This is a genomic window from Amorphus sp. 3PC139-8 (assembly GCF_040750475.1).
Taxonomy (GTDB): domain Bacteria; phylum Pseudomonadota; class Alphaproteobacteria; order Rhizobiales; family Amorphaceae; genus Amorphus.
Genome location: NZ_JABJVY010000011.1, coordinates 1 through 23,063 on the forward strand (window position 1 = coordinate 1; position 23,063 = coordinate 23,063).

The 23,063-nt window shown below is 66.1% G+C and carries 24 protein-coding genes and 1 tRNA gene; 13 read left to right on the forward strand and 12 right to left on the reverse strand.

Going from position 1 to position 23,063, the window contains the following annotated elements:
- Positions 1 to 77: 77 nt before the first annotated feature.
- The 5 genes from HNS03_RS11895 to HNS03_RS11915 form a co-directional block, all read right to left on the reverse strand.
- Positions 78 to 1,157 carry an NAD(P)H-dependent flavin oxidoreductase gene (locus HNS03_RS11895; RefSeq protein ID WP_367195537.1) on the reverse strand — a complete coding sequence of 360 codons (1,080 nt, stop codon included), beginning with the start codon at positions 1,155 to 1,157 and terminating at the stop codon, positions 78 to 80.
- A gap of 53 nt (positions 1,158 to 1,210) precedes the next feature.
- Positions 1,211 to 1,807 (reverse strand): HdeD family acid-resistance protein, encoded by a 597-nt coding sequence (locus tag HNS03_RS11900; RefSeq protein WP_367195538.1) that lies wholly within the window; start codon positions 1,805 to 1,807, stop codon positions 1,211 to 1,213.
- A 44-nt stretch (positions 1,808 to 1,851) separates the two neighbouring features.
- A complete protein-coding gene (locus HNS03_RS11905) occupies positions 1,852 to 3,237 on the reverse strand; it encodes a dipeptidase (RefSeq protein ID WP_367195539.1) in 1,386 nt (461 codons plus the stop codon).
- Between the two features lie 172 nt (positions 3,238 to 3,409).
- Positions 3,410 to 3,631 carry a hypothetical protein gene (locus tag HNS03_RS11910; protein ID WP_367195540.1) on the reverse strand — a complete coding sequence of 74 codons (222 nt, stop codon included), beginning with the start codon at positions 3,629 to 3,631 and terminating at the stop codon, positions 3,410 to 3,412.
- 133 nt (positions 3,632 to 3,764) lie between these two features.
- The gene (locus tag HNS03_RS11915) at positions 3,765 to 5,348 is read right to left on the reverse strand and encodes a helicase HerA-like domain-containing protein (protein WP_367195541.1); all 1,584 of its coding nucleotides are present in this window, start codon (positions 5,346 to 5,348) and stop codon (positions 3,765 to 3,767) included.
- 224 nt (positions 5,349 to 5,572) lie between these two features.
- Between HNS03_RS11915 and HNS03_RS11920 the strand changes: the two genes are divergently transcribed.
- On the forward strand, positions 5,573 to 5,959 hold the full coding sequence (locus HNS03_RS11920; RefSeq protein WP_367195543.1) for a DUF2267 domain-containing protein: 387 nt from the start codon (positions 5,573 to 5,575) through the stop codon (positions 5,957 to 5,959).
- A gap of 141 nt (positions 5,960 to 6,100) precedes the next feature.
- Here the strand turns inward: HNS03_RS11920 and HNS03_RS11925 are convergent, their stop codons facing one another.
- Entirely contained in the window at positions 6,101 to 6,514 is a 414-nt protein-coding gene (locus tag HNS03_RS11925; RefSeq protein WP_367195545.1) for a helix-turn-helix domain-containing protein, read from the reverse strand.
- Between the two features lie 153 nt (positions 6,515 to 6,667).
- Here HNS03_RS11925 and HNS03_RS11930 point away from each other — a divergent pair, with 153 nt between their 5' ends.
- The 7 genes from HNS03_RS11930 (at position 6,668) to HNS03_RS11960 (ending at position 14,608) form a co-directional block, all read left to right on the forward strand.
- Positions 6,668 to 7,087 (forward strand): MAPEG family protein, encoded by a 420-nt coding sequence (locus HNS03_RS11930; protein WP_367195546.1) that lies wholly within the window; start codon positions 6,668 to 6,670, stop codon positions 7,085 to 7,087.
- 168 nt (positions 7,088 to 7,255) lie between these two features.
- On the forward strand, positions 7,256 to 9,220 hold the full coding sequence (locus tag HNS03_RS11935; RefSeq protein WP_367195548.1) for a methylmalonyl-CoA mutase family protein: 1,965 nt from the start codon (positions 7,256 to 7,258) through the stop codon (positions 9,218 to 9,220).
- A 95-nt stretch (positions 9,221 to 9,315) separates the two neighbouring features.
- Positions 9,316 to 11,478 (forward strand): methylmalonyl-CoA mutase, encoded by a 2,163-nt coding sequence (gene scpA, locus HNS03_RS11940; protein WP_367195549.1) that lies wholly within the window; start codon positions 9,316 to 9,318, stop codon positions 11,476 to 11,478.
- Complete coding sequence (locus HNS03_RS11945) at positions 11,475 to 11,957, forward strand: cytidine deaminase (protein WP_367195550.1); 483 nt, start codon at positions 11,475 to 11,477, stop codon at positions 11,955 to 11,957. The genes scpA and HNS03_RS11945 overlap by 4 nt, the downstream gene beginning before the upstream one ends.
- A 386-nt stretch (positions 11,958 to 12,343) precedes the next feature.
- A complete protein-coding gene (locus HNS03_RS11950; RefSeq protein ID WP_367195552.1) occupies positions 12,344 to 12,892 on the forward strand; it encodes a DUF1131 family protein in 549 nt (182 codons plus the stop codon).
- A 59-nt stretch (positions 12,893 to 12,951) separates the two neighbouring features.
- Complete coding sequence (gene meaB, locus HNS03_RS11955; RefSeq protein WP_367195553.1) at positions 12,952 to 13,974, forward strand: methylmalonyl Co-A mutase-associated GTPase MeaB; 1,023 nt, start codon at positions 12,952 to 12,954, stop codon at positions 13,972 to 13,974.
- A gap of 4 nt (positions 13,975 to 13,978) precedes the next feature.
- Positions 13,979 to 14,608 (forward strand): hypothetical protein, encoded by a 630-nt coding sequence (locus HNS03_RS11960; protein WP_367195554.1) that lies wholly within the window; start codon positions 13,979 to 13,981, stop codon positions 14,606 to 14,608.
- Between the two features lie 15 nt (positions 14,609 to 14,623).
- Here HNS03_RS11960 and HNS03_RS11965 read toward each other — a convergent pair whose 3' ends face one another.
- Entirely contained in the window at positions 14,624 to 15,607 is a 984-nt protein-coding gene (locus HNS03_RS11965; protein WP_367195555.1) for a DnaJ C-terminal domain-containing protein, read from the reverse strand.
- Between the two features lie 118 nt (positions 15,608 to 15,725).
- On the reverse strand, positions 15,726 to 16,199 hold the full coding sequence (locus HNS03_RS11970) for an RT0821/Lpp0805 family surface protein (protein ID WP_367195557.1): 474 nt from the start codon (positions 16,197 to 16,199) through the stop codon (positions 15,726 to 15,728).
- 31 nt (positions 16,200 to 16,230) lie between these two features.
- On the opposite strand from HNS03_RS11970, the gene pdxH reads away from it, so the two are divergent.
- Positions 16,231 to 16,851 (forward strand): pyridoxamine 5'-phosphate oxidase, encoded by a 621-nt coding sequence (pdxH, locus tag HNS03_RS11975; RefSeq protein ID WP_367195795.1) that lies wholly within the window; start codon positions 16,231 to 16,233, stop codon positions 16,849 to 16,851.
- 7 nt (positions 16,852 to 16,858) lie between these two features.
- Here pdxH and HNS03_RS11980 read toward each other — a convergent pair whose 3' ends face one another.
- From HNS03_RS11980 to HNS03_RS11990, 3 genes are all read right to left on the reverse strand, one after another.
- On the reverse strand, positions 16,859 to 17,839 hold the full coding sequence (locus tag HNS03_RS11980; protein WP_367195558.1) for a magnesium transporter CorA family protein: 981 nt from the start codon (positions 17,837 to 17,839) through the stop codon (positions 16,859 to 16,861).
- Between the two features lie 394 nt (positions 17,840 to 18,233).
- Positions 18,234 to 18,383, reverse strand: a complete 150-nt coding sequence (locus HNS03_RS11985) for a hypothetical protein (protein WP_367195560.1) — start codon at positions 18,381 to 18,383, stop codon at positions 18,234 to 18,236.
- Between the two features lie 312 nt (positions 18,384 to 18,695).
- The gene (locus tag HNS03_RS11990; protein ID WP_367195562.1) at positions 18,696 to 19,121 is read right to left on the reverse strand and encodes an acyl-CoA thioesterase; all 426 of its coding nucleotides are present in this window, start codon (positions 19,119 to 19,121) and stop codon (positions 18,696 to 18,698) included.
- Between the two features lie 183 nt (positions 19,122 to 19,304).
- Here HNS03_RS11990 and HNS03_RS11995 point away from each other — a divergent pair, with 183 nt between their 5' ends.
- Positions 19,305 to 20,930, forward strand: a complete 1,626-nt coding sequence (locus HNS03_RS11995) for a long-chain-fatty-acid--CoA ligase (protein ID WP_367195563.1) — start codon at positions 19,305 to 19,307, stop codon at positions 20,928 to 20,930.
- Between the two features lie 27 nt (positions 20,931 to 20,957).
- Here the strand turns inward: HNS03_RS11995 and HNS03_RS12000 are convergent, their stop codons facing one another.
- Positions 20,958 to 21,890, reverse strand: coding sequence for an MBL fold metallo-hydrolase (locus HNS03_RS12000; protein WP_367195564.1), 933 nt, complete (start codon positions 21,888 to 21,890; stop codon positions 20,958 to 20,960).
- Between the two features lie 134 nt (positions 21,891 to 22,024).
- On the opposite strand from HNS03_RS12000, the gene HNS03_RS12005 reads away from it, so the two are divergent.
- The 3 genes from HNS03_RS12005 (at position 22,025) to HNS03_RS12015 (ending at position 23,026) form a co-directional block, all read left to right on the forward strand.
- Positions 22,025 to 22,101, forward strand: a tRNA-Pro gene (locus tag HNS03_RS12005).
- 79 nt (positions 22,102 to 22,180) lie between these two features.
- Positions 22,181 to 22,417 (forward strand): hypothetical protein, encoded by a 237-nt coding sequence (locus HNS03_RS12010; protein WP_367195566.1) that lies wholly within the window; start codon positions 22,181 to 22,183, stop codon positions 22,415 to 22,417.
- Positions 22,418 to 22,507: 90 nt separating this feature from the next.
- On the forward strand, positions 22,508 to 23,026 hold the full coding sequence (locus tag HNS03_RS12015; protein WP_367195567.1) for a hypothetical protein: 519 nt from the start codon (positions 22,508 to 22,510) through the stop codon (positions 23,024 to 23,026).
- Positions 23,027 to 23,063: the final 37 nt, after the last annotated feature.

Sequence of the window (23,063 nt, forward strand, 5' to 3'; positions counted from 1 at the left end):
AAGGGATGAGTTGATCGCTCTTTCAAATGAGAGCGGGATGCGGGCGGAAAACCGGTGCCCACTTTTCCTCATCCCGCTCAATTGACGGCCCTCTCGGAAAGCCGGACCTTTGCCGCCTCCGCGAGCGCGCGGGTCAGCTCGCCGGACCCCATCTCGCGGGCGAGCCCCATTCCCTGCCCCGACCAGAGCGACGAAAAGTCAGCCGATCCATTGGCTTCGGCGGCCGCCTTCAGCGGGGCGAGCGCGCCGCCGGCGGTCGGAAACGGCGAGACTTCGGCGGCGAGCGGCCCGACCTCGCGCATGACGCGATTGACGATGCCGCGGGCCGGCCGGCCGGAAAAGACGTTGGTGAGCGCGGTATCCTCGGCCGACGCCGCCGAGAGCGCGGCCCGATGCAGCCTGGATATCGTCGCCTCCGGCGTGAACAGATAGGCCGTGCCGAGCTGAACAGCGGACGCGCCCAGCATGAAGGCGGCGGCAACCCCGCGTCCGTCGGCAATTCCACCGGCCGCGATCACCGGCAATTCGACCGCATCCACGACCTGCGGCGTGAGCGCAATCGTGCCGACCTGGGAGGCGACTGCGTCATCCAGAAACAGGCCGCGATGACCGCCGGCTTCGACACCCTGGGCAATGATCGCATCGGCCCCGTGGGCCTGCAGCCAGGCGGCTTCGGCCACCGTTGTCGCCGACGACAGCACCGTGGCGCCGGCCGCCTTGACCCGGTCCAGCAGCCCCGGTTCCGGCAGGCCGAAGTGAAAACTCACCACGGCCGGCTGCAATTCTTCCACGAGGGCCGCGGCATCCGCGTCGAAAGGGGCCCGGTTCGGCGCCGAAACCGGCGCCTCCGGATCCACCCCCAACTCCGCATAGTAGGGCCGAAGCCGCGCCTTCCAGGTGGCGAGCGCCGCGTCGGTCGCGGGCGTCGGCGTATGGCAAAAGAAGTTCAGGTTGAACGGCCGGTCCGTGATCGCCCGGATTGCGGCGACCTCTTCCCGGATATTCTCCGGCGACAACATTGCGCATGGCAGGCTGCCGAGACCGCCGGCCGCGCTGACGGCGGCGGCCATGGCCGACCCGTTGGCGCCGGCCATCGGCGCCTGAAGGATCGGAACCTCGATCGCCAACCGCTCCAGAAGGCGTGTGTCAGGCCACATGGACCGAACCTCCCTCTCGAACGAGCCGCCCGCAGGCGGCTCGGTGGACCAATTTAGGCCCGGGTACCGCCCTTCCCGGTGTCGTCCGGCAGCGCGCGGGCCGCGAACGCAATCGAAATCAGGGCGAAGCCGTGGAAGATCAGATCGATCGCCACGAACAGGCCAATCACCCAGACGCCCGAAATCGGCCACTGGGCGTAGATCATGGCGCCGAGCAGGATCGAGATCGCCCCGGCGAAGGCGAGCCAGAGCCAGGCCCAGCCGCCTTTGACCTGAAACGCCATGATGATCCGCATCACGCCCACGACGATCAGCGCGGCGGCGATGAAGAGCGTCAGATAGCCCGCCGCGATCACCGGGTCGCCGACCATGATCACGCCGGCGGCGAGATAGATGAGACCGATCAGCACGTGCCAGGCGGTGGACTTCCAGCCCTTGTGCTTGAAGGCGTCAAAAAGCTGAGCGATGCCGCCGATGAACGACAGAATGCCGAACCAGATCACCGCGAACACGGTGAGCCAATAGGTCATGCCCAGCCCGACCGCGCCGAGCACCACCATCAGGATGCCGAGCGCGAGCAACCACCCCCACTTGCGGTGCAGATCTCCGAAGACCGCGCGCGCCGTCTTCTCAACGTCCAAATTCGCCATGACCCCATCTCCCCTGTTCACGGCCGCATCGACCGTGGGACCGATCAGTTCGCCAGCTCGCCAAGGATCCGCGCCCAGGACCGGATCCCTTTGTGGAAGCTCGACATCTCATATTTTTCGTTGGGCGAATGAATGCGGTCATCATCGAGCCCAAAGCCGACCAGCAGCGTGTCCATGCCAAGCCGCTCGCGGAAGGCGCCGACGATCGGGATCGAGCCGCCCATACCGATCATCAGCGGCTCCACACCCCATTCGTCCTGCAGCGCGGTCTTTCCCTTGGCGAGCACCGGGCTGTCGGCCGGTATGCGCAGCGCCGGGCTCGCGCCATGGCTTTCGAACTCGACCGAGCAGTCTTCGGGAATGCGCGCCCGCACGAAATCGTGGAAGGCCTCGACGAGCGTCTTCGGGTCCTGGTCGCCGACCAGCCGGAACGAAACCTTCGCCGAAGCCTTGGACGGGATCACGGTCTTGAAGCCGGCGCCGGTGTAGCCGCCGATCATGCCGTTCACTTCCACCGTCGGCCGCGCCCAGATCTGCTCCAGAACGCTACGATCGCTCTCGCCGGCGGGAAGTTTCAGCCCAACCTGACCCAGGAACTCTTCGGCGGAGAAATCGAGCCCTTCCCACTGGCGACGAACCTCGTCGGACAACTCCGCCACCCCTTCATAGAAGCCCGGGACCGTCACCCGCCCACCGGCGTCGTGCAGATCGGCGAGGATCTTCGCCAGCACATGATTCGGGTTGCGCGCCGCACCCCCGAAGAGGCCGGAATGCAGATCCTTGTCGGCGGCGGTCACGGTGACTTCTTCCGTGACGAGCCCGCGCAGCGAGGTGGAGATTGCCGGAGTGTCCTTGTCCCACATGCCGGTATCGCAGACGAGCGCCGCACCCGCCTTCAACTCGTCCGCATTGGCCTCCAGGAACGGTCCCAGACTCTTGGAGCCGGACTCCTCCTCGCCCTCGAACAGGATCGTGACCGCCACCGGCAGGCCGCCGGTTTCCGCAATCCAGGCTCGCGCCGCCTCCACGAAGGTCATGAGCTGGCCTTTGTCGTCGGCCGCGCCGCGCGCAACGATCATCTTGGAACCGTCGTCGCGGGTGGCGATGCGCGGCTCGAACGGGTCGCTCTGCCAAAGCTCGAGCGGATCGACCGGCTGAACGTCATAGTGTCCGTAGAACAGGACGCGGTTATCCGTCCCGTCGCGCTCGGGATAGTGCGCGACCACCATCGGATGCCCTTCGGTCGGGCGCACGCTTGCGGAGAAACCGAGACCGGAGAGCTCCGCCGCCAACCAGTCGGCCGCCGCGCGGCAATTGTCGGCATAGGCGGGATCGGTGGAGATCGACGGGATTCGCAACAGCGCGAACAGGCGCTCCAGGCTCTGGTCGAGATCGCGGTCGATGCGGGCGAGGACGGCGTCGAGGCTCATGAAAATCCCGTTCGGATGTTCGATCGTCCGTCACGATCGGTCGCCCCATATGACGCGGAATGCACGTCGAGGGCAACCGGACAGGCACGGTCGCGAAACGGGAATTTCCTGTTTTGTCGAGGTGGCTTGAGAGATGGCTTGAAGCGAATGCAAGCGGCTTGCCGCCGGCCTCCTATTCGGCGGGCGCGGCCGGCTCCGTCGCTCGGTCGGTGGCGCGCTCCACCGCATCGCCGGCTTGCTCCAGAGCGTCGCGCGCGTCGTCCCCCGCCTCGCTGACCTGGCGATCGACCGTCTGCCCGGCTTGCTCGAAACCGCCGTTGCGAATGGCGAGCCCGAGCATCACGATGCCGAGTACGGCTGCAATCACCACGAACAGCATCAGGATCGTGCGCATTTTACGCTCCGGTCTGGGACATTGACTGCCAAGTCAACTCGGCCTGCCGCGATCAGGTTCCGCTCCCTGCTGCCCCAAATCCCTGAATTGTACCGGGCTAGATTTCAACGCGGGGCCCCGCCCCTTGTGCGACTTACCGCCGCAACAGGCCGCCCAACACCCCGCGAGCGACGGCGCGCGACACGCTGGAGCCGGTTCGTCCGCCGATCTGGCGACCGATCTCGCCGGCGACCTGGTTGGAAATCGTGCGCGCCACGCTACGGGCCACCCGTTGAGAGGTGGTAAGCCGTCCGCTGCGCTCCGATCCCGTTCCAAACAGGGAATCCAGCATGCCCCCAAAGAACCCTCCAGCCTCGGCTTCGCGCATCCCTTCCGGTTGGTCCGGCTCCGGTGCGACGGTTCCTTCCTCGACGGTCTTCACCGTCGCTTCCGCCTTCTGAGTCAGGATCTCGTAGGCCGAGACGCGGTCCACCGCCGTGTCATATTTCGCCGCGAACGAACTTGCCGCCAGGATTGTCCGACGCTCCGCGAGGGCGATCGGACCGAGCCGACCCGAGGGCGGGCGAATCAGCGTGCGCTCGACCACGGAGGGAATTCCCTTGCCGTCGAGGGTGGACACCAGCGCCTCGCCAACGCCGAGTTCCATGATGGTCCGGGCCGTGTCGAGGTCCGGATTCGGCCGAAAGGTGTCCGCCGCCGCCTTGACCGCCTTCTGGTCCTTGGGCGTAAACGCCCTCAGCGCATGCTGCACCCGATTGCCAAGCTGGCCCAGCACCTCCTCCGGCACGTCGAGCGGGCTCTGGCTGACGAAATAGACACCCACACCCTTGGATCGAATCAGGCGGACCACCTGCTCCACCTTCTGCAGCAACGCCTTCGGCGCCTCGTCGAACAAAAGGTGGGCCTCGTCGAAGAAGAACACGAGCTTCGGCTTATCGGGATCGCCGGCCTCCGGCATCTCCTCAAACAGCTCCGACAGAAGCCACAACAGGAACGTCGCGTAGAGGCGCGGGCTCGTCATCAGCTTGTCGGCGGCCAGCACGTTGACGACGCCATGACCGGTTTGCGGATCGGTGCGCATCAGGTCGGAAATGGCAAGCGCCGGCTCGCCGAAGAAGGCGTCGCCACCCTGCTCCTCCAGCACCAGAAGCCGCCGCTGGATCGCGCCGACCGACGCCTTCGAGACATTTCCGTAAAGCCGGGAAAGCTCGTTGGCCTGCTCGCCGACATGGGCGACCAGCGCACGCAAATCCTTCAGATCCAGGAGCAGGAGGCCCTGATCGTCGGCCAGCCGGAAGACGATATTGAGCACACCTTCCTGGGCCTCGCTCAAATCCATCAACCGCGCCAGCAGGAGCGGCCCCATCTCCGACACCGTCGTGCGGATCGGATGGCCCTGCTCGCCGAACAGATCCCAGAACGCGACCGGGGTCGGCGCGAACGCATAGTCATCGGCAAGGCCAATCTCGGCGGCCCGCTTCAGGAGGAAATCTTTCGGGCTTCCGGCGGCGGCGATGCCGGAAAGATCGCCCTTGATATCGGCGCAGAACACCGGAACGCCGGCCCGCGAAAAGCCCTCGGCAAGGATCTGGAGCGTGACGGTCTTGCCGGTTCCTGTGGCGCCGGTGATCAGCCCGTGCCGGTTGGCGCGCTTCAAGAGCAGATATTCGGGCTTTACGCTCGTCCCCAGAAAAACGCCGTCATCGCGCAGAATCATCTCGGTCCCGTCCCGGCTCCCGCCCCGTCGTGACGTTATAGGGAGCGGTCATCTGCGCCTCAATCGCCATTCATGGCCAGCGTGTTGCGCCGGGCCGGGCTTGCGCGACACTTTCGGCCGCACCGGAGCGATCGGGCCTTGTTCCGGTCCAGGTGTTTGTGGCTATCTGCAGCCGGTTTAGGGTCCTGACCCTAGAGGCTGACACGCGCTGAAGGAGCGGCGAGATGGACGAACTGATCGATATCATCGTCGAGAAGACGGGAATGACCCGCGGCACCGCCGAAAAGGCGATCTCGATCGTCGTCACCCTCTTGGCAAATGAGGGCCCCAAGGAAAGCAAGGAGCTGATCGACAAGCTACCCGGCGCCGAGCACATGGTGAAAGAACACGGGGAAGCCGGCGGCAGCGGCGTGCTCGGCGGGCTCGGCGGCCTGATGGGCGGCGGTATGGGCGCCATGGCCGCCTTCAACCAGATGACGGCCGCCGGCCTCGACATGGGTCAGATCCAGACGGTGGTTAAAGAATTCGTCGCCTTCTCGCGCAAATATGCCGGCGACGAACTGGTCGATCAGATCGTGCAGAAATTCCCGGGCCTCTCCCAGTTCGTCTGATCGGATCCGAGCATTCTATCTCGACAAAACGAAGCTCACGGTGGTTTCGGGTCTCGATGCCCCGCAGCCATCGCGATCTTTGCGGAAAATCCACGCCGACTTACCGCCCGCCTCCTAGAGGCTGTTAGTCCCTGATAGCCTCTAAATCGCGCTTCCGTGATATAATCGGCGTAAAGTCTCGACCATTTCGTCGAAGGAACGGTCGAACGACCCGCACGTCTCGTCGGTTGGGGCGAGATATACCGACTTCCCTTTGCGTTCGCGATGCAGATAGCCGGCCTCGACAAGGTCCGCGACCTTCCTGTGGACCGTCCCCACCGGCAGCTCCAGCACGTCGGCAAGCGCGCTGAGATCATAGAGTTTGTTCTGCAGCCGGCCCTGTACCACGGTGCGGACGATCAGGGCGTCGACGGGCTTGCCCCACATCGCGGTTTCCAACGCATAGAACCGGTTCAGGCATTCGATGATCTGTTCCTGAACGTCCGCGCGCAGCGTCCGGCGCAGCTCTTCCGACAACGCGCCGTCATAGACCGTTGCGGGCCTTGTATCATCCACCGTCCGGTCCTCCTGACGTTTCCAGTCTGGAAAGGTCGCCGCTTGGCTTTGCGGCCCTGACTGCGCCAAGACCGTTCGCACCGACGCATCGTACCTGTTCCAACCAAATGGTTTCGTCGCGTCGAGCCGCAAAGAGGATCAGGCAGGAAACCGATGACCATCCCTCTCATGGCGCTTCTGGGCTTCGCCGTCTGGACCCTGCTCATCCTGTTCGCCACGGTCGGCGTCTATCGCTGGAGCCGCATCCTGACGGGCCGCACGCGCATCAGCCATTGGACCGCCGACCCCGACGCCGGAACGGGCCTTTATCCCCGCGCGATGCGGGCTCACATGAACTGTATCGAGAATCTGCCGGTCTTCGGCGTCATCGTCTACACGATCGATCGCATCGGGCTCGGTTCGCCGCTTCTGAGCGCGCTGGCGCTCGTCGTCTTGGGAGCGCGCATCGCCCAAAGCGCCGTTCATATCGCGCTGGAACAGACCGATCCGGTGATCTTCGTGCGCTTCGCCTTCTACTTCACCCAGATCGTGGCCATGATCGCGATGGTCGTCGTCGTGGTTGCGTCGCTGTAGATCGCCGGCATACGAAACGCCACGGACCCTGGGATACCAATAACGACCCGCTCGCGAGTTCCGCTCGGCGGGGTTGAGTGAGATCATGGCGCGACATCCTGGTCTTGCCGAATGGACGTGCATATCCTCATAAGAGACGCACACATTCGTGGAGGACCTTGACCCGCCGTGGACGACACCAAGCTGTTCAGCCCCGACGAGAACGCGACCGAGGCCGCCTGGCGCGCCGCGGTGGACAAGGCCTTGAAGGGCCGCCCGTTCGATAGCCTCGTGAAAACCACCGACGACGGCATCACGCTGGCGCCGCTTTATCCGCCGGCAACCTCCATCCCGGCCGGCCGCGCCGGAGCCGCGCCCTGGGCCGCCGTGCAGCGGATCGATTTGGCGGAGGCGGCCGATGCCAACGAGCTTGCGCTTGCCGAGCTGGAAACCGGGGCGTCCGGGCTGACCCTCGTCCTTCCCGGCGCGCCCGGCGCCTATGGCGCAGGCGTGCGGATTGCCACCGTCGACGATCTCGACCGCGTGCTGGAAGGCGTCCATCTCGACATGGCGCCGATCCGGCTGGAGGCCGGCGGCGCCGGGCGCGGCCTCGCCGCCCTTGCCGCCGCCCTGGTCGACCGGCGCGGCGACGACCCGGCCCAGGCGGAGATCCATTTCGGCCTCGACCCGCTGGGAGCGATGGCGGCGGCCGGCAAGCTGTCGGCCTCCTGGGGGGCGGTCGCCCGGCGCAGCGGCGACACGGCCTTGGCCATGGCGAACCGTGGCTTTAAGAGCCCTGTCTTTCTCGCCGACGGCCGACCGTTCCACAATGCCGGCGCCAGCGACGCTCAGGAGCTCGCCTCGGCGCTTGCCTCCGCGCTCGCTTATCTCCGGGCCTTCGTCGACGGCGGACTGTCGGTCGAGGCCGCTCTCAGCCGGATCGGGCTTGCGGTTTCGGTCGACCAGGGCCAGTTCGCCGGCATCGCCAAGCTCCGCGCGCTGCGCAAGCTTTGGGAGAAGGTCGCCGCCGAGTGCGGAGCTGCGTCCGTTCCGGCCCATATCCATGCCGAAACCTCGTGGCGGATGATGACCCGCTACGACCCTTACACCAACCTCCTGCGTACCACGATCGCCGCCTTTGCCGCCGGCGTGGGCGGCGCCGATTCCGTGACGGTGTTGCCGTTCACGCAAGCCGTCGGTCTGCCGGACGGCTTCGCGCGACGGCTCGCGCGCAATACCCACACCATGCTGATTGAGGAAAGCCATGTGGACCGGGTGATCGACCCGGCGGCAGGTTCCGGCGGCGTGGAAACGCGCACCGAGGCGCTGGCGGAAAAAGCGTGGGAGCTGATGCGCGAGATCGAGCGCAAGGGCGGCCTGCCGAACGCGCTCGCCTCCGGGTGGTGGCAAGGCGAAATCATTGCCAAGCGCGACCAGCGCGAGAAGGCCGTCCGCCGTCGCCTGGTGCCGATCGTCGGCACCTCGGAGTTCCCCTTGACGCCGGACCGCGCCGTCGAGGTACTACCCGCCCCCGGGCCGGCGCCCGACGCGGCCCCGGCCGAGCCGCTGGACCTGCCCGCGGAAGGCGGCGGCCAGGCTTTTGCCGCGCTGGTGGCCGCCGCGACGAAGGGTGCCCGCCTTGCCGATCTCGGCGCCGGCGCGAAAGGCACCGGCGGCATCGCCGACGCCCCGGCCCTTTCGCCGACGCGGCTTGCCGAACCGTTCGAGGCCCTGCGCGACCGCGCGGAGACAATCGGCGAGCCGATCGATCGCACCGTCCTGATCGCGGGTCTCGGGCCGCTTGCGGAAAATTCCGCCCGAGCCGCCTGGGTCAAAGCGGTGTTCGAGGCCGGCGGTCTATTGACCTCGGCAGCGGCGACCCTGCCGACCCCGGACGACGCCGCGGAAGCGGCCACGACCGCGGGTGTCCGCCTCGTCTGCTTGGCCGGCTCCGATGAGCGCTATGGCGAGATGGCGGCAGATACCGCGCGCGCCCTCAAGGCCGCCGGCATCTCGCGCATCTATCTCGCCGGTAAACCCGGCGAGGCGGAAGCCGACCTCCGCGCCGCCGGGGTGGATGGTTTCCTCCATGTCGGTCTCGATCTCGTGACCGCTCTCGAAGACGTCCAGCGCGCGTTTGGGATGACGGTTTGAGAGACGCCCCGCGAATTGCGGGCCACGCTCGAATTTGAGACGATAAGATATCGAAAGGCTCGAGACGGTGGGCCTTTTCAGGAAGGACAGCGCCCATGACGGCCGTTCCCGATTTCTCCGAGATCCCATGGTCCGCTCCGAAGACCGTGGCACCGACCTCCGACGCCGAACCTTGGCGCACCCCGGAAGAGATCGACGTGAAGCCGGTCTACGGCCCCGACGACCGGGCCGCGCTCGGCTTCGTGGAGACCTATCCCGGGCTGCCGCCGTTTGTGCGCGGCCCCTACCCGACCATGTATGTCCAGCAGCCCTGGACCATCCGCCAATATGCCGGCTTCTCGACGGCGGAAGATTCCAACGCCTTCTACCGCCGCAACCTCGCCGCAGGCCAGAAGGGGCTCTCCGTCGCCTTCGACCTTGCCACCCATCGCGGCTACGATTCCGATCATCCCCGGGTCGGCGGCGATGTCGGAATGGCCGGCGTCGCGATCGATTCCATCTACGATATGCGCACCCTGTTCGACGGCATCCCGCTCGACCGGATGAGCGTGTCGATGACCATGAACGGCGCCGTTCTGCCCGTGCTCGCGCTCTTCATCGCCGCCGCGGAAGAACAGGGCGTCGCTCAGGAGAAGCTGACCGGGACCATTCAGAACGACATTCTGAAGGAGTTCATGGTCCGCAACACCTTCATCTATCCGCCGAAGCCATCGATGCGGATCATCTCCGACATTTTTGCCTACACGTCGGAGCATATGCCGAAGTTCAACTCCATCTCGATTTCCGGCTACCACATGCAGGAAGCCGGCGCGACGGCGGACCTGGAGCTTGCCTACACGCTCGCCGACGGCATCGAATATGCCCGCGCCGGCGTCGCCGCCGGCCTGCCGATCGACACCTTCGCGCCCCGGCTGTCCTTCTTCTGGGCGATCGGCATGAATGTGTTCATGGAGATCGCCAAGCTGCGCGCCGGCCGGCTCTTGTGGGCCAAGCTGATGGGCGAGAACTTCTCGCCCCGGTCGCCGAAGTCGCTCTCGCTGCGGACGCACTGCCAGACGTCCGGCTGGTCGCTGACGGCCCAGGACGTTTACAACAACGTGGTGCGCACCTGCCTGGAGGCGATGGCCGCCACCCAGGGCCATACCCAATCGCTGCACACCAACGCGCTGGACGAAGCGCTGGCGCTGCCGACCGATTTCTCCGCCCGGATCGCGCGCAACACCCAGATCCTGCTGGCTCAGGAAAGCGGCACCACCACCCCGATCGATCCCTGGGGCGGCTCCTACTATGTCGAGCGGCTCACCGCCGATCTCGCCCAACGCGCCATGACCCATATCGAGGAGGTGGAGAGCCTCGGCGGCATGGCGAAGGCGATCGAAGAGGGCATCCCCAAGCTTCGGATCGAGGAAGCCGCCGCCAAGACCCAAGCCCGGATCGATTCCGGCGCCCAGACCGTGGTCGGCGTCAACAAGTTCCGGGCCACGTCTGAAGCCGAGATCGAGGTTTTGAAGGTCGACAACGCGGCCGTACGAGCCCGCCAGATCGAAAAGCTGGAGAGGCTGCGCGCCGAGCGCGAAGAAAGCGCGACCAAGGCGGCGCTGGAGCGCCTCACCCAGGGTGCGGCCGGCAACGGCAACCTTTTGGCGCTCGCGATCGACGCCGCCCGCGCCAAGGCCACCGTGGGCGAGATCTCCGATGCCATGGAGACCGTGTTCGGGCGCCACAAGGCGGAGATCAAGACGATCTCCGGCGTCTATAAGCGGGAGAGCGGGCGCATGGCCGACAAGATCCAGAAGGTTCAGGAACTGGTCGAACAGTTCGAGGAGAATGACGGCCGCCGGCCGCGCATCCTGATCGCCAAGATGGGCCAGGACGGCCACGACCGGGGCCAGAAGGTGATCGCCTCGGCCTTCGCCGATCTCGGTTTCGACGTGGACATCGGCCCTCTGTTCGCCACACCGGAAGAATGCGCCCGCCAGGCGGTGGAAAACGACGTGCACGTGGTCGGCGTGTCGTCGCTTGCCGCCGGTCACCTCTCGCTGGTGCCGGCGCTGAAGAAGGCGCTTGCCGACGAGGGCCGCGAGGACATCCTGATCGTGGTGGGCGGCGTGATCCCGCCCCAGGATTATGACGCGCTCTACAAGGCCGGCGCCAAGGCGATCTTCCCGCCGGGCACGGTGATCGCCGACAGCGCCGTCGACCTGATCCATGTCCTCAACGAAACGCACGGCTACGGGCCGGCGCAGGCGGCAGAGTGAGCGAGGAGACGTCCGACGCCGGCGCCGGCGTGCCGTTCGACGAGCTCTCGGCCGCCGACCAGGCGCTGTGCCGGGCCGCCTTGACGGCAGCCGACGCAGCCTATGCGCCCTACTCCCACTTCGCCGTGGGCGCGGCCGTGGCGACCGCGTCGGGCGCGGTCTTTGTCGGCTCCAATCTGGAGAATGCGTCCTACGGCATGACGATCTGCGCGGAAGCTGCGGCACTCGCCGCCGCCAACACGGCCGGCGAACGCGAGCTGCAGACCGTTGCGATCGTCGGGCTACCGACCTCCGGCCATTCCCAGAAGAGCGGTCCCATCACTCCGTGCGGGCGCTGCCGGCAGATGATCGCCGAGTTCACCAAGCCCGACGCCGATGTCCGCATCCTGTGCTGCGACAGCGGGCTCGACACGGTGCTGGAAACCACCATCAGCGAACTCCTGCCCTACGCCTTCGCCCGACTGTCGCTGCCGGACTAGGTCAAATGGAAACCGGTTGGCCGTTCGGAAGCGCGTCGAAACAATAATTTAGACGCGCTCCGCGAGCCCGAGAAAAGCGGAGCGGGTCTAGAGGCCATCATGAACCTGGAATGGAGGCTGTGTTGTTCACAACAGCCTCTAATGGATGTTCCTCCCTCTCCCGACACGCAAGCGGTACATCGGGCGCTTGCGGAGCTGACGGAAATATACAAGGAACGCTTCCCAGAGACGGGTGTGTTCCATACCGAGCAGGCCGTCGAGCTCGTCGCCAACCGGCCGGGTCCGCGGGCGCGAGGCCAGGGGCCAACCGGTCCGCTCGGCGTGCTTGCGGCCTGCCGTAACGAACGTCCCCGGACGGATTCCTCATTGTTCCAGGAAAGATCCCCATGCGTTTTGCGTTGATCGCCATTCTCGCCGTGATCCTTGCCGGCTGCGTTTCAAGCGGCGGCGGAGGACCCTCGACCGAGACCTACATGACCATCACCGATTCCGGTGCCGGGCCGATCAACGCAACGACGCGCTACTCCGAATCGGCCCTGAAGGAAGCGCTGCCCTGGGCCGAAGTGCGCACCGTGCAGATGGCGCGCGAAAACAGCACCGGTTGGACGCTCGCCGTGTTCCGCGACGGCATCCAGGTGATCCAGGTCTTCAAAGGCTCCGACGGCCGGATCGACGAAATCAACGGCGTTACCCAGCATCTGACCGGCCCGAACGGCGAGCGCATCGGCATGACCATGTCCCAAGCCGGCGCGCGCCGGTCGACTTGCCGGGTCGGACGCAACCTCTGGCGCGGCATGGCGGTGTGCCCGGCGCGCGGCAGCGATAACGTGACGCTGGTGTTCGCGATTCCGGGCTATGGTGGCCCGTTCGACGAGCTGCCCTCCGCGGAGGATCTGAAGCAAGCCGAGCTTCAGCGCATCATCTGGCGGCCTTGATCGCTTTCGGGCCGCCAATCTCGCCCGATCTGCGCCCCTTGCGGGAAGGTGGAGAGACGATGACCGAGACCACCCCGCCCACCACCGACGCGCCGTCCGATCCGGAGGTCGCACGCCTCGTGGAGGGTATTCGCGCCGGCAAGCGCGCCGCCTTGGCGCGCGCCATCACGACGGTGGAATCCAAGAAGGTCGCCCATCGCCGGCACGCCCGCGCGATCCTTCAGGCGCTGTTGCCGGACACCGGCCACGCCGTGCGCCTGGGCATCACCGGTGTGCCGGGCGTCGGCAAATCGACCACCATCGACGCGCTCGGCACCTACCTCACGCAACAGGGTCACCGGGTGGCGGTATTGGCGGTCGATCCGTCCTCCACCCGCACCGGCGGCTCCATCCTGGGCGACAAGACGCGGATGGCGCGGCTTGCCAACGACGAGAACGCGTTCATTCGCCCCTCCCCGTCGGCCGGAACGCTCGGCGGGGTCGCCGCCCGCACCCGCGAAACCATGCTCCTGTGCGAAGCCGCCGGCTACGATGTCGTGATCGTGGAGACGGTCGGCATCGGCCAGTCGGAAACGGCCGTCGCGGAGATGGTGGACACCTTCCTGGTGCTCGGTCTGCCGGGGGCCGGCGACGAGCTTCAAGGCATCAAGAAGGGCGTGATCGAAATCGCCGACATCATCGCCGTCAACAAGGCCGACGGCGATGCCGCCAAGCGGGCCCGCCAGGCGGCGGCTGAATATCGCAGCGCCCTGCAGATCCTGACCGCGCCGGATGCGAGCTGGCGCCCCCCGGTGATGACCATTTCCGGCCTCACCGGCGATGGGCTCGACCGGCTATGGGCCGACGTTTTGCGCCACCGCGACGCCGGCCGAGAAAGCGGTGCCTTCGACGACAAGCGCCGCCGCCAGCAGGTCGCCTGGATGTGGACGATGATCCGCGAACAACTGATGGCCGCGCTGTCGCTGCGCGCCGATGTCCGCGCCCGCGTCGGCGAGCTTGAAACCGCCGTGGCCGATGGCTCCGTCGCCGCCACGGTCGCCGCCGACGAGATCGCCCAGATGATGGGGCTGGGGGAGATCTGAGCTCATGCGGCGGCGCGTGTCTTCGGCCCGCCCGCTCCGGGTGCTGATCACCGGGTTCGGCCCGTTTCCCGGCATGCCCGTGAACCCGACCGAACGCCTCGTCGGCGAGGTCGAACGGCTGTTGCGGCGCGCCGCTGCCCCGCTCCGCGTCGAGACCGAAATTTTCCCCACCGAATGGAGTATGCTGGCGAGCCTGCCCAACCGGCTGGCGGCGCATCGGCCCGAGCTGATCATGATGACGGGGGTGGCCGCCTCCGCCCGCAGCCTCCGGATCGAGCGAAACGCACATCCGGGCCTCGGCGCGACCTTGAGGGACGCCGGCGGACATCTGCCGTCAGCTACGGACGAACCCCACGCGGCCATCCGGCGCACGCCCGTCAACGTGACCCGGCTCGTCTCCGGACTGCACCGAAAAGGCGGCCCGCTCGTCGCCACCTCCGACGATCCCGGCCGCTATCTCTGCAACGCAGCCTATCGCACGGCGCTCGCCTGGGCCGCCCATCGGCGCGGGCGGCCGGAAGTGGTGTTCGTGCACGTGCCGGTGCCCGGCCTGCGTCGGGGCCAGCGGGTGGCGGACCTCGCCGCCACCATCGCCGAGATCACGCGAACGATGGCCTCGGAAAAAGCACGTTGAGAGCGGGCTGACGGATCAGCCCTTCATGTCCTTGCGCGGCTCGTAGGGCGCCCGGTCGCGCCACTGGCGCATCAGCCGCTCCAGATCGGGATCGGCCTGTTCCGGCAGCGCGATGCGCAGGGTGACCAGAAGGTCGCCGCGCCCGCCGCTCGCCTTCGGCAAGCCCTTGCCACGCAAACGCAACACCTTGCCACCCGAGGCATTCGTCGGAACGGTCAACTCCACCGTACCTTCCAGGGTCGGAACCCGCACTTTGCCGCCCAGCACCGCCTCATAGAGCGTCACCGGCAGGTCCAGCTTCAGGTCGCTCCCCGAAGGCACGAACAGGGCGTGCGGCGCAATGTTGATGGTGACGATCGCATCGCCATGCTGCGCGCCGGTCGGGTTCGGAAAGCCCTGGCCGCGCAGGCGCACCTGCTGGCCCGACGTGACACCGGGCGGGATCGAGATTGCCACGCTCTTGCCAGTGGGCAGATCGGCGCGCGCCTTGCCGCCGCCGACCAGGTCTTCCAGCGTGATGGTGACGGTCGCTTCCGCGTCGCGGCCGGGCTCCTTCGGGGTTTTCCAAGCTCGGCCAGCGCCCTGCTGCCCCCGGCTACCGCCAAAACCGCCCATGAATTCACGCAGGATGTCATCGATGTCCGGCCCGGCCGTGCCGCCGCCCCCGCCGGAACTGTAGCGGTAGCTGCGGCGCCCGCCGGCGCCCCCGGGTCCGGCACCGCCGAACCCGTTGAAAGGATCGAAGCCGCCCGCGCCGCTGAAGGCATGGGTTCGCGGCCGGCCGTCGGCATCGATCTCGCCGCGATCGTACTGGCCCCGCTTATCCTTGTCGCCAAGGATCTCGTAGGCCGCACCGACCTCCGCGAACCGCTCCTTGGCGCGCGGGTCTTCGGCATTGTGATCGGGATGGTAGGCCTTGGCCAAGCGACGGTAGGCCGATTTGATTTCGGCCTCGGACGCCGACTTGGACACCCCCAAGACGCTGTAGGGATCTCTCATCGGTCTCTTCGGATCGATAGTGACTGAAACACACGAAGCAAGCCACGGGCCGAATCCCGACCCGCTTGCACTTATCATCAATATAGGGGTTTCGCGCGCCGCTCGCCAGCAACCCGGCTTAGGCCGCTTCGGTCGTCTCCGCCGGCGCGATGCCGTCGACCACCCAGTTTCCGTCCGGGCGCCTACAACCAATGCCGGACATCAGGAACAGCCCGGTCGGCGCGTTCACCGTGGTGACGAAAGACCGGCAGAGCCCATAGTCCGGCGCCGGGATATCGGTGACATCGATCAGCCTGCCGCCGGTGCCCTCGGCCGGATTTTCCCAGAGACGAGACTCGGCCGGAGAGGCGACATCGGTCCCGAGCGCATTGCCGATCGCGATCAGATCGTTGCCGGAAAGCCCGGAGCCCTCCAGCAAGGGATCGCTCAGCGGAGCGTTGGACGCCGTTTCGCTGCTGGAAGCGAACAGCTTCCCGCCCGATCCGAACATGGCGCAGCCGCCGAGCGAGAGGGCACACACCAACACAACGAAGGGTGCCCGATGGCGCAAAAGACGCAGCGCATTATAACGGGCACGATCACCGATCGACACTGGAGCCGTCCTTATGAACGATCACCACACTGTGCCGCCGGAGGAGTTAACGACCGGTGACTTCAGCGATCAGGACGATCCGTTCGCCCTGTTCGGCGCTTGGCTTGCGGACGCGGAGCGCAAGGAGACCAACGATCCGAACGCGATGGCGGTCGCAACCGTCGACCCAGACGGTCTGCCCAATGTTCGCATGGTGCTCCTGAAGGGATACGATCGGGACGGCTTCGTGTTCTACACCAACCATGAGAGCGCCAAGGGCCGCGAGATCCTCGCCGCCGGTAAGGCCGCCCTCTTGTTCCATTGGAAGAGCCTGCGCCGCCAGGTGCGGGTGCGCGGCCTGGTGGAGACGGTGACCGACGCCGAGGCCGACGCCTATTTCCAGTCGCGTCCGCGCGGCAGCCGGATCGGCGCCTGGGCTTCGAAACAATCGGCACCGCTGGAAAGCCGGTTCGCGCTGGAAACGGCGGTCGCCCGCTACACGGCGAAATTCGGAGTGGGGGAGATCCCCCGCCCGCCGCATTGGTCGGGCTTCCGCATCAAGCCTGTTCAAATGGAGTTCTGGCACGACCGCCCGTTCCGCCTGCACGACCGGATCGTGTTCCGGCGCGACAATCCGGAGGCAGTCTGGAGCAAGACCCGGCTCTATCCGTAAACGGAGATCACAACCAGCGCCGCCACCGGAACACCGCCCAGGAGGCAAGCGCGGAGACCACCATCAACATCAGCGAAAACGGAAAGCCGAGCCGCCAATCCAAGGTCGGCATATCGGCAAAGTTCATGCCGTAGCTGGAGGCGATGAGAGTGGGCGGCAGAAACAGCACCGCCATCACCGAAAAGATCTTGGCGATCTGGTTCTGATGCAGGCTGACCAGGCCAAGGGTCGCGTCGAGCAGGAAGTTCGCCTTGGAATCGAGCGCGTCGGCATGCTCGGCCAGCGAGCGCACGTCGCGCAGGACCGTGTCCAGCTTGGTCTGATCCTCCGGCGCAATCCCGGCAACGCCGATATGGTGACCGAGAAACACCGCCATGCGCTCCAGGCTCATCAGGCTGTCCTGGATGCGCAAGGTGAGAATGCCGAGGCTGCCGATCGACTTGATCGCCTCGTGGACGTCCGGATCGCCCCGCCGGTCGCGCACACCGGTTTCAAAAACGGTCCGCGCGATCTCCTCCAGCCGCGAGGCCACCACCTCCTGAATGTCGGCGGTGCGGTCGACGGCGGTATTCAGAAGCTCGAACAGGACCGCACTGCCCGTCAGGCAGTTGGCATGGGCCCGCTGAACCTTGGCGGCGACGATTTCGAAGGTGCGCGGGGATTCGAAGCGTAAGGTGACGAGCCGGTCCTTGCGCAGGATGAAGGTAACCGGCGCGATCGCCGGCTGGCCGTTGTCGACCACCCGCACCAGCGAGGCGGTCATGAACAGCGCCTCCTCGTCCTGGTAGAAGCGGCTGGAGCTCTCGATCTCGTCCATCTGCTGGCGCGTGGGAAGCTGGACGCCGACCATCGCCTCCACCCGGGCGACGTCGGTCTCGGTCGGATCCTTCAGATCCACCCACATGGCGCCGCGCGGCAGCGGCCCCTTCTGATCCTGACCGTCATGCCGCGCGAGCGCGGTCGCTTCCGGTACGAAATAGCTGATCATGCCGAACGTGAGCTCCCGTCGCCCTATGGCCGGCGGGAGTGAACGGCGCCGGTCGCGCCGGGTCAAGCATCAAGCGCCGCCGTCAAAAGAAAAGCGGAACCCGACGGCTCACGCCGGACCCCGCTTTTTTCAACTCGCTGGGTCTCCGCCGCGCCCGACCCCGATGAAATGGCGTATGGGCAGCGGCTGCGCTTGGCTCAAGCGCACAATTTCTGGTGCACGTTCGCGACCGTTTCGGAGCGGCTTGCGCCTGGGTTGTCCTTCTCGACCGGTCCCGCGCGAGACCCGACCGATCGGCACCAGCTCGCAAAGCTCGCGCCCGTGAGCAGGAGCCCTTTCCGTTCGCGTCGTCAACGACCGATCGGGAACGGCTCAGGGCCCAAACGCTTCGGCCCTACCGCTTGGCGGTCGCTTTGATCGGCGCCTGCGGACGGCAGATCGCCGCAGCGGAGACGGCCTGGATGCCGACCGGCTTGTAGTGATCGCTCAGATTGGTCGGCTTGCTTTGGACCGCGTTCGCAGTGCCGTTGTTGTTCGTTGCCATGAGACTGGCCTTCCGTCCCTAATCCGACCCGGCGCCGGCAGTCATTTTGCCCCGCCAAGGTCCTTCGATTGCGCAACGGCCGGTTCCCCCATCGGCTCGGATCGGGAGACCGACCGCTCCCTCGCGACGGCTCACACGGAGCCTCTCAAGGGGGACGCACGACCCCGCGCGTCAGTTCCAGAGGTCGTGCGCAATTACGGCATGATGGAGGACGAATCTTGCGCGGACCATGCCCGCGCTCTCACGATTGATAGCGACCTGTAACAATTCGCGATAAGCGTTAACGCCTGTTTGGAAATTCCCTGGTCGGCACTACGCCGGTTCGGTCGCTTCCAGCGGCGGCAGCGGGCGCGACCGACCGTCCGGCCCGATCGCCACGAAGGTGAATTTCGCCTCCGTCACCTTGTTCGTCGGTTCGTCGTCGCGCGGACGGCGCCAGGCTTCCACGTGAATGGCGAGCGAGGTCCGGCCCGTGTGGACGATTTCGGCATAAAGGCTGACTTCATCGCCCACATGGACCGGCGACAGAAAGGTCAGCGCGTCGACGGAGATGGTGGCGCAACGCCCCCGCGCCCGGCGCGCGGCGACATTGCCGGCGGCCAGATCCATCTGCGACATCAGCCATCCGCCGAAAATGTCCCCGGCCGGATTGGTGTCGGCCGGCATGGCGATGGTTCGGATCGCCGGAGGCCCCTCGGGCGGACGTTCCACCGTCTCTCCCGACACCGTTTTTGCCATCGTCCCCTCCCCGTTCGCGGGCGCTGTCGCTTTCGACTTTGTCAAACTCGAACCATAGCGGCGCAACGTCCCTCGTCCACCCGAAGGATCGAATGGGCGGTGGACAGGTCCGCCCACATGCGCCTTACTCGAAGCAACAACAAGCAAACGACAGAACAACCGTCGTTTCCGGAGGAATGCAGCATGCAGGGCCTGATGCAGGAGTGGCCGCTCCTGTGCCACAAGATCATCGACTATGCCGGGACGATCCACGCCGAGCGGCCTGTGGTCAGCCGTTCCATCGAGGGGCCGATCGTCACCACCACCTACGCCGACATGCGCCGGCGCAGCCTCCAGGTCGCCAAGCGGCTCGAGAAGGCCGGGATCCGCTTCGGCGACCGGGTCGCCACGCTCGCCTGGAACACCGCCCGCCACATGGAGGTCTGGTACGGCATCCTCGGGCTGGGCGCGATCTATCACACCATCAATCCGCGCCTGTTCCGAGACGATCTCGTCTGGCTTCTGAATGATGCGGAGGACCGCATCCTGTTCGTGGACCTGACCTTCGTTCCAATCGTCGAAGAGATCGCAGACCGGCTGGAGACGATCGAAACGGTGGTGATCCTGACCGATGCCGCGTCGATGCCTCAGACCCGGCTCGCGAACGCGGTGCCCTATGAGAGCTTCATCGCCGAGGTCGACGACGACTTTGCCTGGGGGACCTTCGACGAGAATACGGCGGCCGGCCTTTGCTACACCTCCGGCACCACCGGCAAGCCCAAGGGTGTGCTCTACTCCCATCGCTCCAACATGCTGCACGCCTTCTCCATGTCGGCGGTGGACATGCTCGGCATCGGCGCCCGCGACGTGGTCATGCCCGTGGTTCCGATGTTCCACGCCAACGGCTGGTCGCTGGCCTTCTCCGCCCCGCTCAACGGCTCCGCCTTGGTCATGCCCGGCAGCCAGATGGACGGCGGTTCGATCTACGAGCTGCTGACCGAGTTCAAGGTCACCATGACCGCGGCGGTGCCGACGGTCTGGCTGATGCTGCTTCACCATCTCGACGCGCACGGCGGCGCCCTGCCCGACCTCGACCGCGTGCTGATCGGCGGTTCGGCCTGCCCGCGCGCCATGACGGAGGCCTTCCAGGAGCGCTATGGCGTCGACGTCCTGCACGCCTGGGGCATGACGGAGATGAGCCCGCTCGGCACGGTCTGCTCGATCAAACCGGACTGGGACCATCTGACTGGCGCCGACCGGCTCGACCTGCAGCAAAAGCAGGGCTATCCGCCAATCACGGTGGAGATGAAGATCACCGACGACGACGGCAAGCCGCAACCCTGGGACGGCAAGACCTTCGGCCGGCTCAAGGTGCGCGGACCGGCGGTGGCCAAATCCTACTTCAAGGGTGCCGGCGGCGAGATCTTGGATGAGGAAGGCTTTTTCGACACCGGCGACGTCGCCCACATCGACCGCTACGGCTACATGCAGATCACCGATCGTTCCAAGGACGTCATCAAGTCCGGCGGCGAATGGATCTCGTCGATCGAGCTGGAGAATGTCGCCGTCGGCCACCCGGATGTGGCCGAAGCCGCGGTAATCGGCGTGCCCAACGAGAAATGGGGCGAGCGGCCGCTTCTGGTGATCGTGCCGAAACCCGGATCGACGCCGGACAAGGCCGATATCCTGCACCATTTGTCCGTCCGCGTCGCCAAATTCTGGCTGCCCGAGGAGGTGGTGTTCGTGGAGGAGATCCCGCACACGGCGACCGGGAAGATCAAGAAGACGACGCTGCGCGACATGTTCAAGAACCACACCCCGGCGGAGTAGTGCCGGGGCTTGGCCCAGTGCTTGATTTTAGGAGCTCGGCGGCGCCCAGGGTCCGACGAGGCGGTAGGTGGCGTCGAAGGTCACCGCCGGATCGGCCTCGACGGTGCCGCGTTCGACCAGATCCTCCAGATGCGCCAACAGCGACAGCCCAGCCGCCCTGCGCAAGGCGGGATCGAGCGCGACGTAGATCTTGCGCACCATCTCCGGGATCGGCAGCGGCCCGTCGGACAAGGCGCGCACGATCGCTTCTTCCCGCTTCTGGCGGTGGTCCTTGAGCGCCGACACATAGGCCTGCGGATCGTGCACCGCCCCGCCATGCCCAGGCAGATAACGCCGATCCCCGCGCGACAGGAGGCGATCGAGCGAGGCCATGTAGTCGACCATAACGCCATCGGGCGGCGCCACGATCGTCGTGGACCAGATCATCACGTGATCGCCGGAGAAGAGCAGCCCCTCGTCGGGAAGTGCGAACGCCACATGGTTGGCCGTGTGGCCGGGGGTCGCAATCACCTCCACCGTGCGCCCACCGGCCACCAGCCGGTCGCCATGGCCGACGACGATGTCCGGCGTGAACGATCTGTCTCCCGACGAATCGAGGCCGCTCGCCTCCCCCTCGCGAAGGGCCCGGCCGCTGCGATGCGGTCCCTCGCCGACCGTGGGGGCATCGACGAGACGCTGAACCGCCGGCACGGCCCCGGAATGGTCCGCGTGGGTATGCGTGACCAGGATATGGCTCACCGGACGGCCGGCGATGGCCTGCCTCAGCGCCTCCACGTGCTGGTCCAGCGCGGGACCGGGATCGACGATCGCCACCTCGTCGTCGCCGATCAGATAGGTGTTGGTGCCGTGAAAGGTCATCGGGCTCGGATTGTGCGCGGTGACGCGAACGATCCCCGGCGCCACCGTGACGGGGGTCCCGTGTTGCGGGTCGAACTGGCGGTCGTGGGTCAATGCGGCCAACGCGGTGTCCTTTCTGAAGTCGAGCGGCTTGAAGGCGAAACGTCCCTCACCCTATATCGTCGTGGAAACGTCGATTGCCATGCGATGCACGGCTTGCGGCGTGCCCGGTCGGTCGTTATAAGACCGCCCACTGTCGGAGTGTAGCGCAGCCTGGTAGCGCACCTCGTTCGGGACGAGGGGGTCGCAGGTTCAAATCCTGCCACTCCGACCAATACTTAGCCCTACCCCGAAGGGCCGTTAGCACAGGAATTAGCGCAGAAACGGGACACGTGGCCCCGCGCTCTTAGCCCATGCCCCCTCCCCGCTCCACATGGATCGCCACCCTGGGCGACCTCAAAGAATACGACCACCGGCTCTATGGCTTCTGCGCCTGCGGCCGGCAGGGCTATCTCGACCTCGACGCGCTGATCGCGCGATTCGGCCCGGATCGGTCCTATCTCAAGGGTAGCTTTGTGCTGAGGTGCACCGCCTGCGGCGGCGTGGCCGAATCTCACCTGCATCCGCCCCAGCCCTATCAAACGCGATAATTTTTCTGCGCCTCTTGTAATATACAGGCTATGCCTGTATATATCAGTCATCAGCCACGGGGCGGCGCCCCACTCTGCGGAGACAAGCCGATGACCCATTTTTCCGAGATCAAGCAGAAGGCCGCCGCTTATCGGGCCGGACTAGAAGCCATTGATGCCGCGCTTAAGCCGAAAGAACTTGGGCGGCGGAATTCCACGATTATGACAATGCCGAAGGGCACCAGCGAGGCGGCCGAGCGCGAGCACTTTGACTTTGTCATGCGACAGGCGACATGGGCAGCGGCCCGCGCCGGATTGCTGCGCACGGCCCTGCTCGACTTGGCAAGTCGTGTCCATGATCCGATCTCGGAGACCTATATGCTCGACTTTGACGCCACAAAAGCAAAGCTGGCCGTCTACGACGACGCATATGTCTCGACCTTTTTGAGCCGCATCCTGATCAGAATCGATCGGATGTGCAGAAAGGTCGAGACGGCCGAGCCCTCGCTCTCCACGTATGGTGTCTGGCGGGATTTGCAGATCGCCCTTCAGGACCCCTATCTCGCCGTCAAGGTGATCACGTATCCCGAGCGGCAGGCCGAGGAAGACTGCATCGGCTTCTCCTATTGAATGGAAGCTCGTCATGGTCGCGAAAAAGGAAACGGGA

What these genes read in the sequence shown, in the direction of transcription:
- HNS03_RS11895 (WP_367195537.1), bottom strand. Translation starts at nt 1,157, where the DNA reads ATGTGGCCTGACACACGCCTTCTGGAGCGGTTGGCGATCGAGGTTCCG.
- HNS03_RS11900 (WP_367195538.1), bottom strand. Translation starts at nt 1,807, where the DNA reads ATGGCGAATTTGGACGTTGAGAAGACGGCGCGCGCGGTCTTCGGAGAT.
- HNS03_RS11905 (WP_367195539.1), bottom strand. Translation starts at nt 3,237, where the DNA reads ATGAGCCTCGACGCCGTCCTCGCCCGCATCGACCGCGATCTCGACCAG.
- HNS03_RS11910 (WP_367195540.1), bottom strand. Translation starts at nt 3,631, where the DNA reads ATGCGCACGATCCTGATGCTGTTCGTGGTGATTGCAGCCGTACTCGGC.
- HNS03_RS11915 (WP_367195541.1), bottom strand. Translation starts at nt 5,348, where the DNA reads ATGATTCTGCGCGATGACGGCGTTTTTCTGGGGACGAGCGTAAAGCCC.
- HNS03_RS11920 (WP_367195543.1), top strand. Translation starts at nt 5,573, where the DNA reads ATGGACGAACTGATCGATATCATCGTCGAGAAGACGGGAATGACCCGC.
- HNS03_RS11930 (WP_367195546.1), top strand. Translation starts at nt 6,668, where the DNA reads ATGACCATCCCTCTCATGGCGCTTCTGGGCTTCGCCGTCTGGACCCTG.
- scpA (WP_367195549.1), top strand. Translation starts at nt 9,316, where the DNA reads ATGACGGCCGTTCCCGATTTCTCCGAGATCCCATGGTCCGCTCCGAAG.
- HNS03_RS11950 (WP_367195552.1), top strand. Translation starts at nt 12,344, where the DNA reads ATGCGTTTTGCGTTGATCGCCATTCTCGCCGTGATCCTTGCCGGCTGC.
- meaB (WP_367195553.1), top strand. Translation starts at nt 12,952, where the DNA reads ATGACCGAGACCACCCCGCCCACCACCGACGCGCCGTCCGATCCGGAG.
- HNS03_RS11960 (WP_367195554.1), top strand. Translation starts at nt 13,979, where the DNA reads ATGCGGCGGCGCGTGTCTTCGGCCCGCCCGCTCCGGGTGCTGATCACC.
- HNS03_RS11965 (WP_367195555.1), bottom strand. Translation starts at nt 15,607, where the DNA reads ATGAGAGATCCCTACAGCGTCTTGGGGGTGTCCAAGTCGGCGTCCGAG.
- HNS03_RS11980 (WP_367195558.1), bottom strand. Translation starts at nt 17,839, where the DNA reads ATGATCAGCTATTTCGTACCGGAAGCGACCGCGCTCGCGCGGCATGAC.
- HNS03_RS11985 (WP_367195560.1), bottom strand. Translation starts at nt 18,383, where the DNA reads ATGGCAACGAACAACAACGGCACTGCGAACGCGGTCCAAAGCAAGCCG.
- HNS03_RS11990 (WP_367195562.1), bottom strand. Translation starts at nt 19,121, where the DNA reads ATGGCAAAAACGGTGTCGGGAGAGACGGTGGAACGTCCGCCCGAGGGG.
- HNS03_RS11995 (WP_367195563.1), top strand. Translation starts at nt 19,305, where the DNA reads ATGCAGGGCCTGATGCAGGAGTGGCCGCTCCTGTGCCACAAGATCATC.
- HNS03_RS12010 (WP_367195566.1), top strand. Translation starts at nt 22,181, where the DNA reads ATGCCCCCTCCCCGCTCCACATGGATCGCCACCCTGGGCGACCTCAAA.
- HNS03_RS12015 (WP_367195567.1), top strand. Translation starts at nt 22,508, where the DNA reads ATGACCCATTTTTCCGAGATCAAGCAGAAGGCCGCCGCTTATCGGGCC.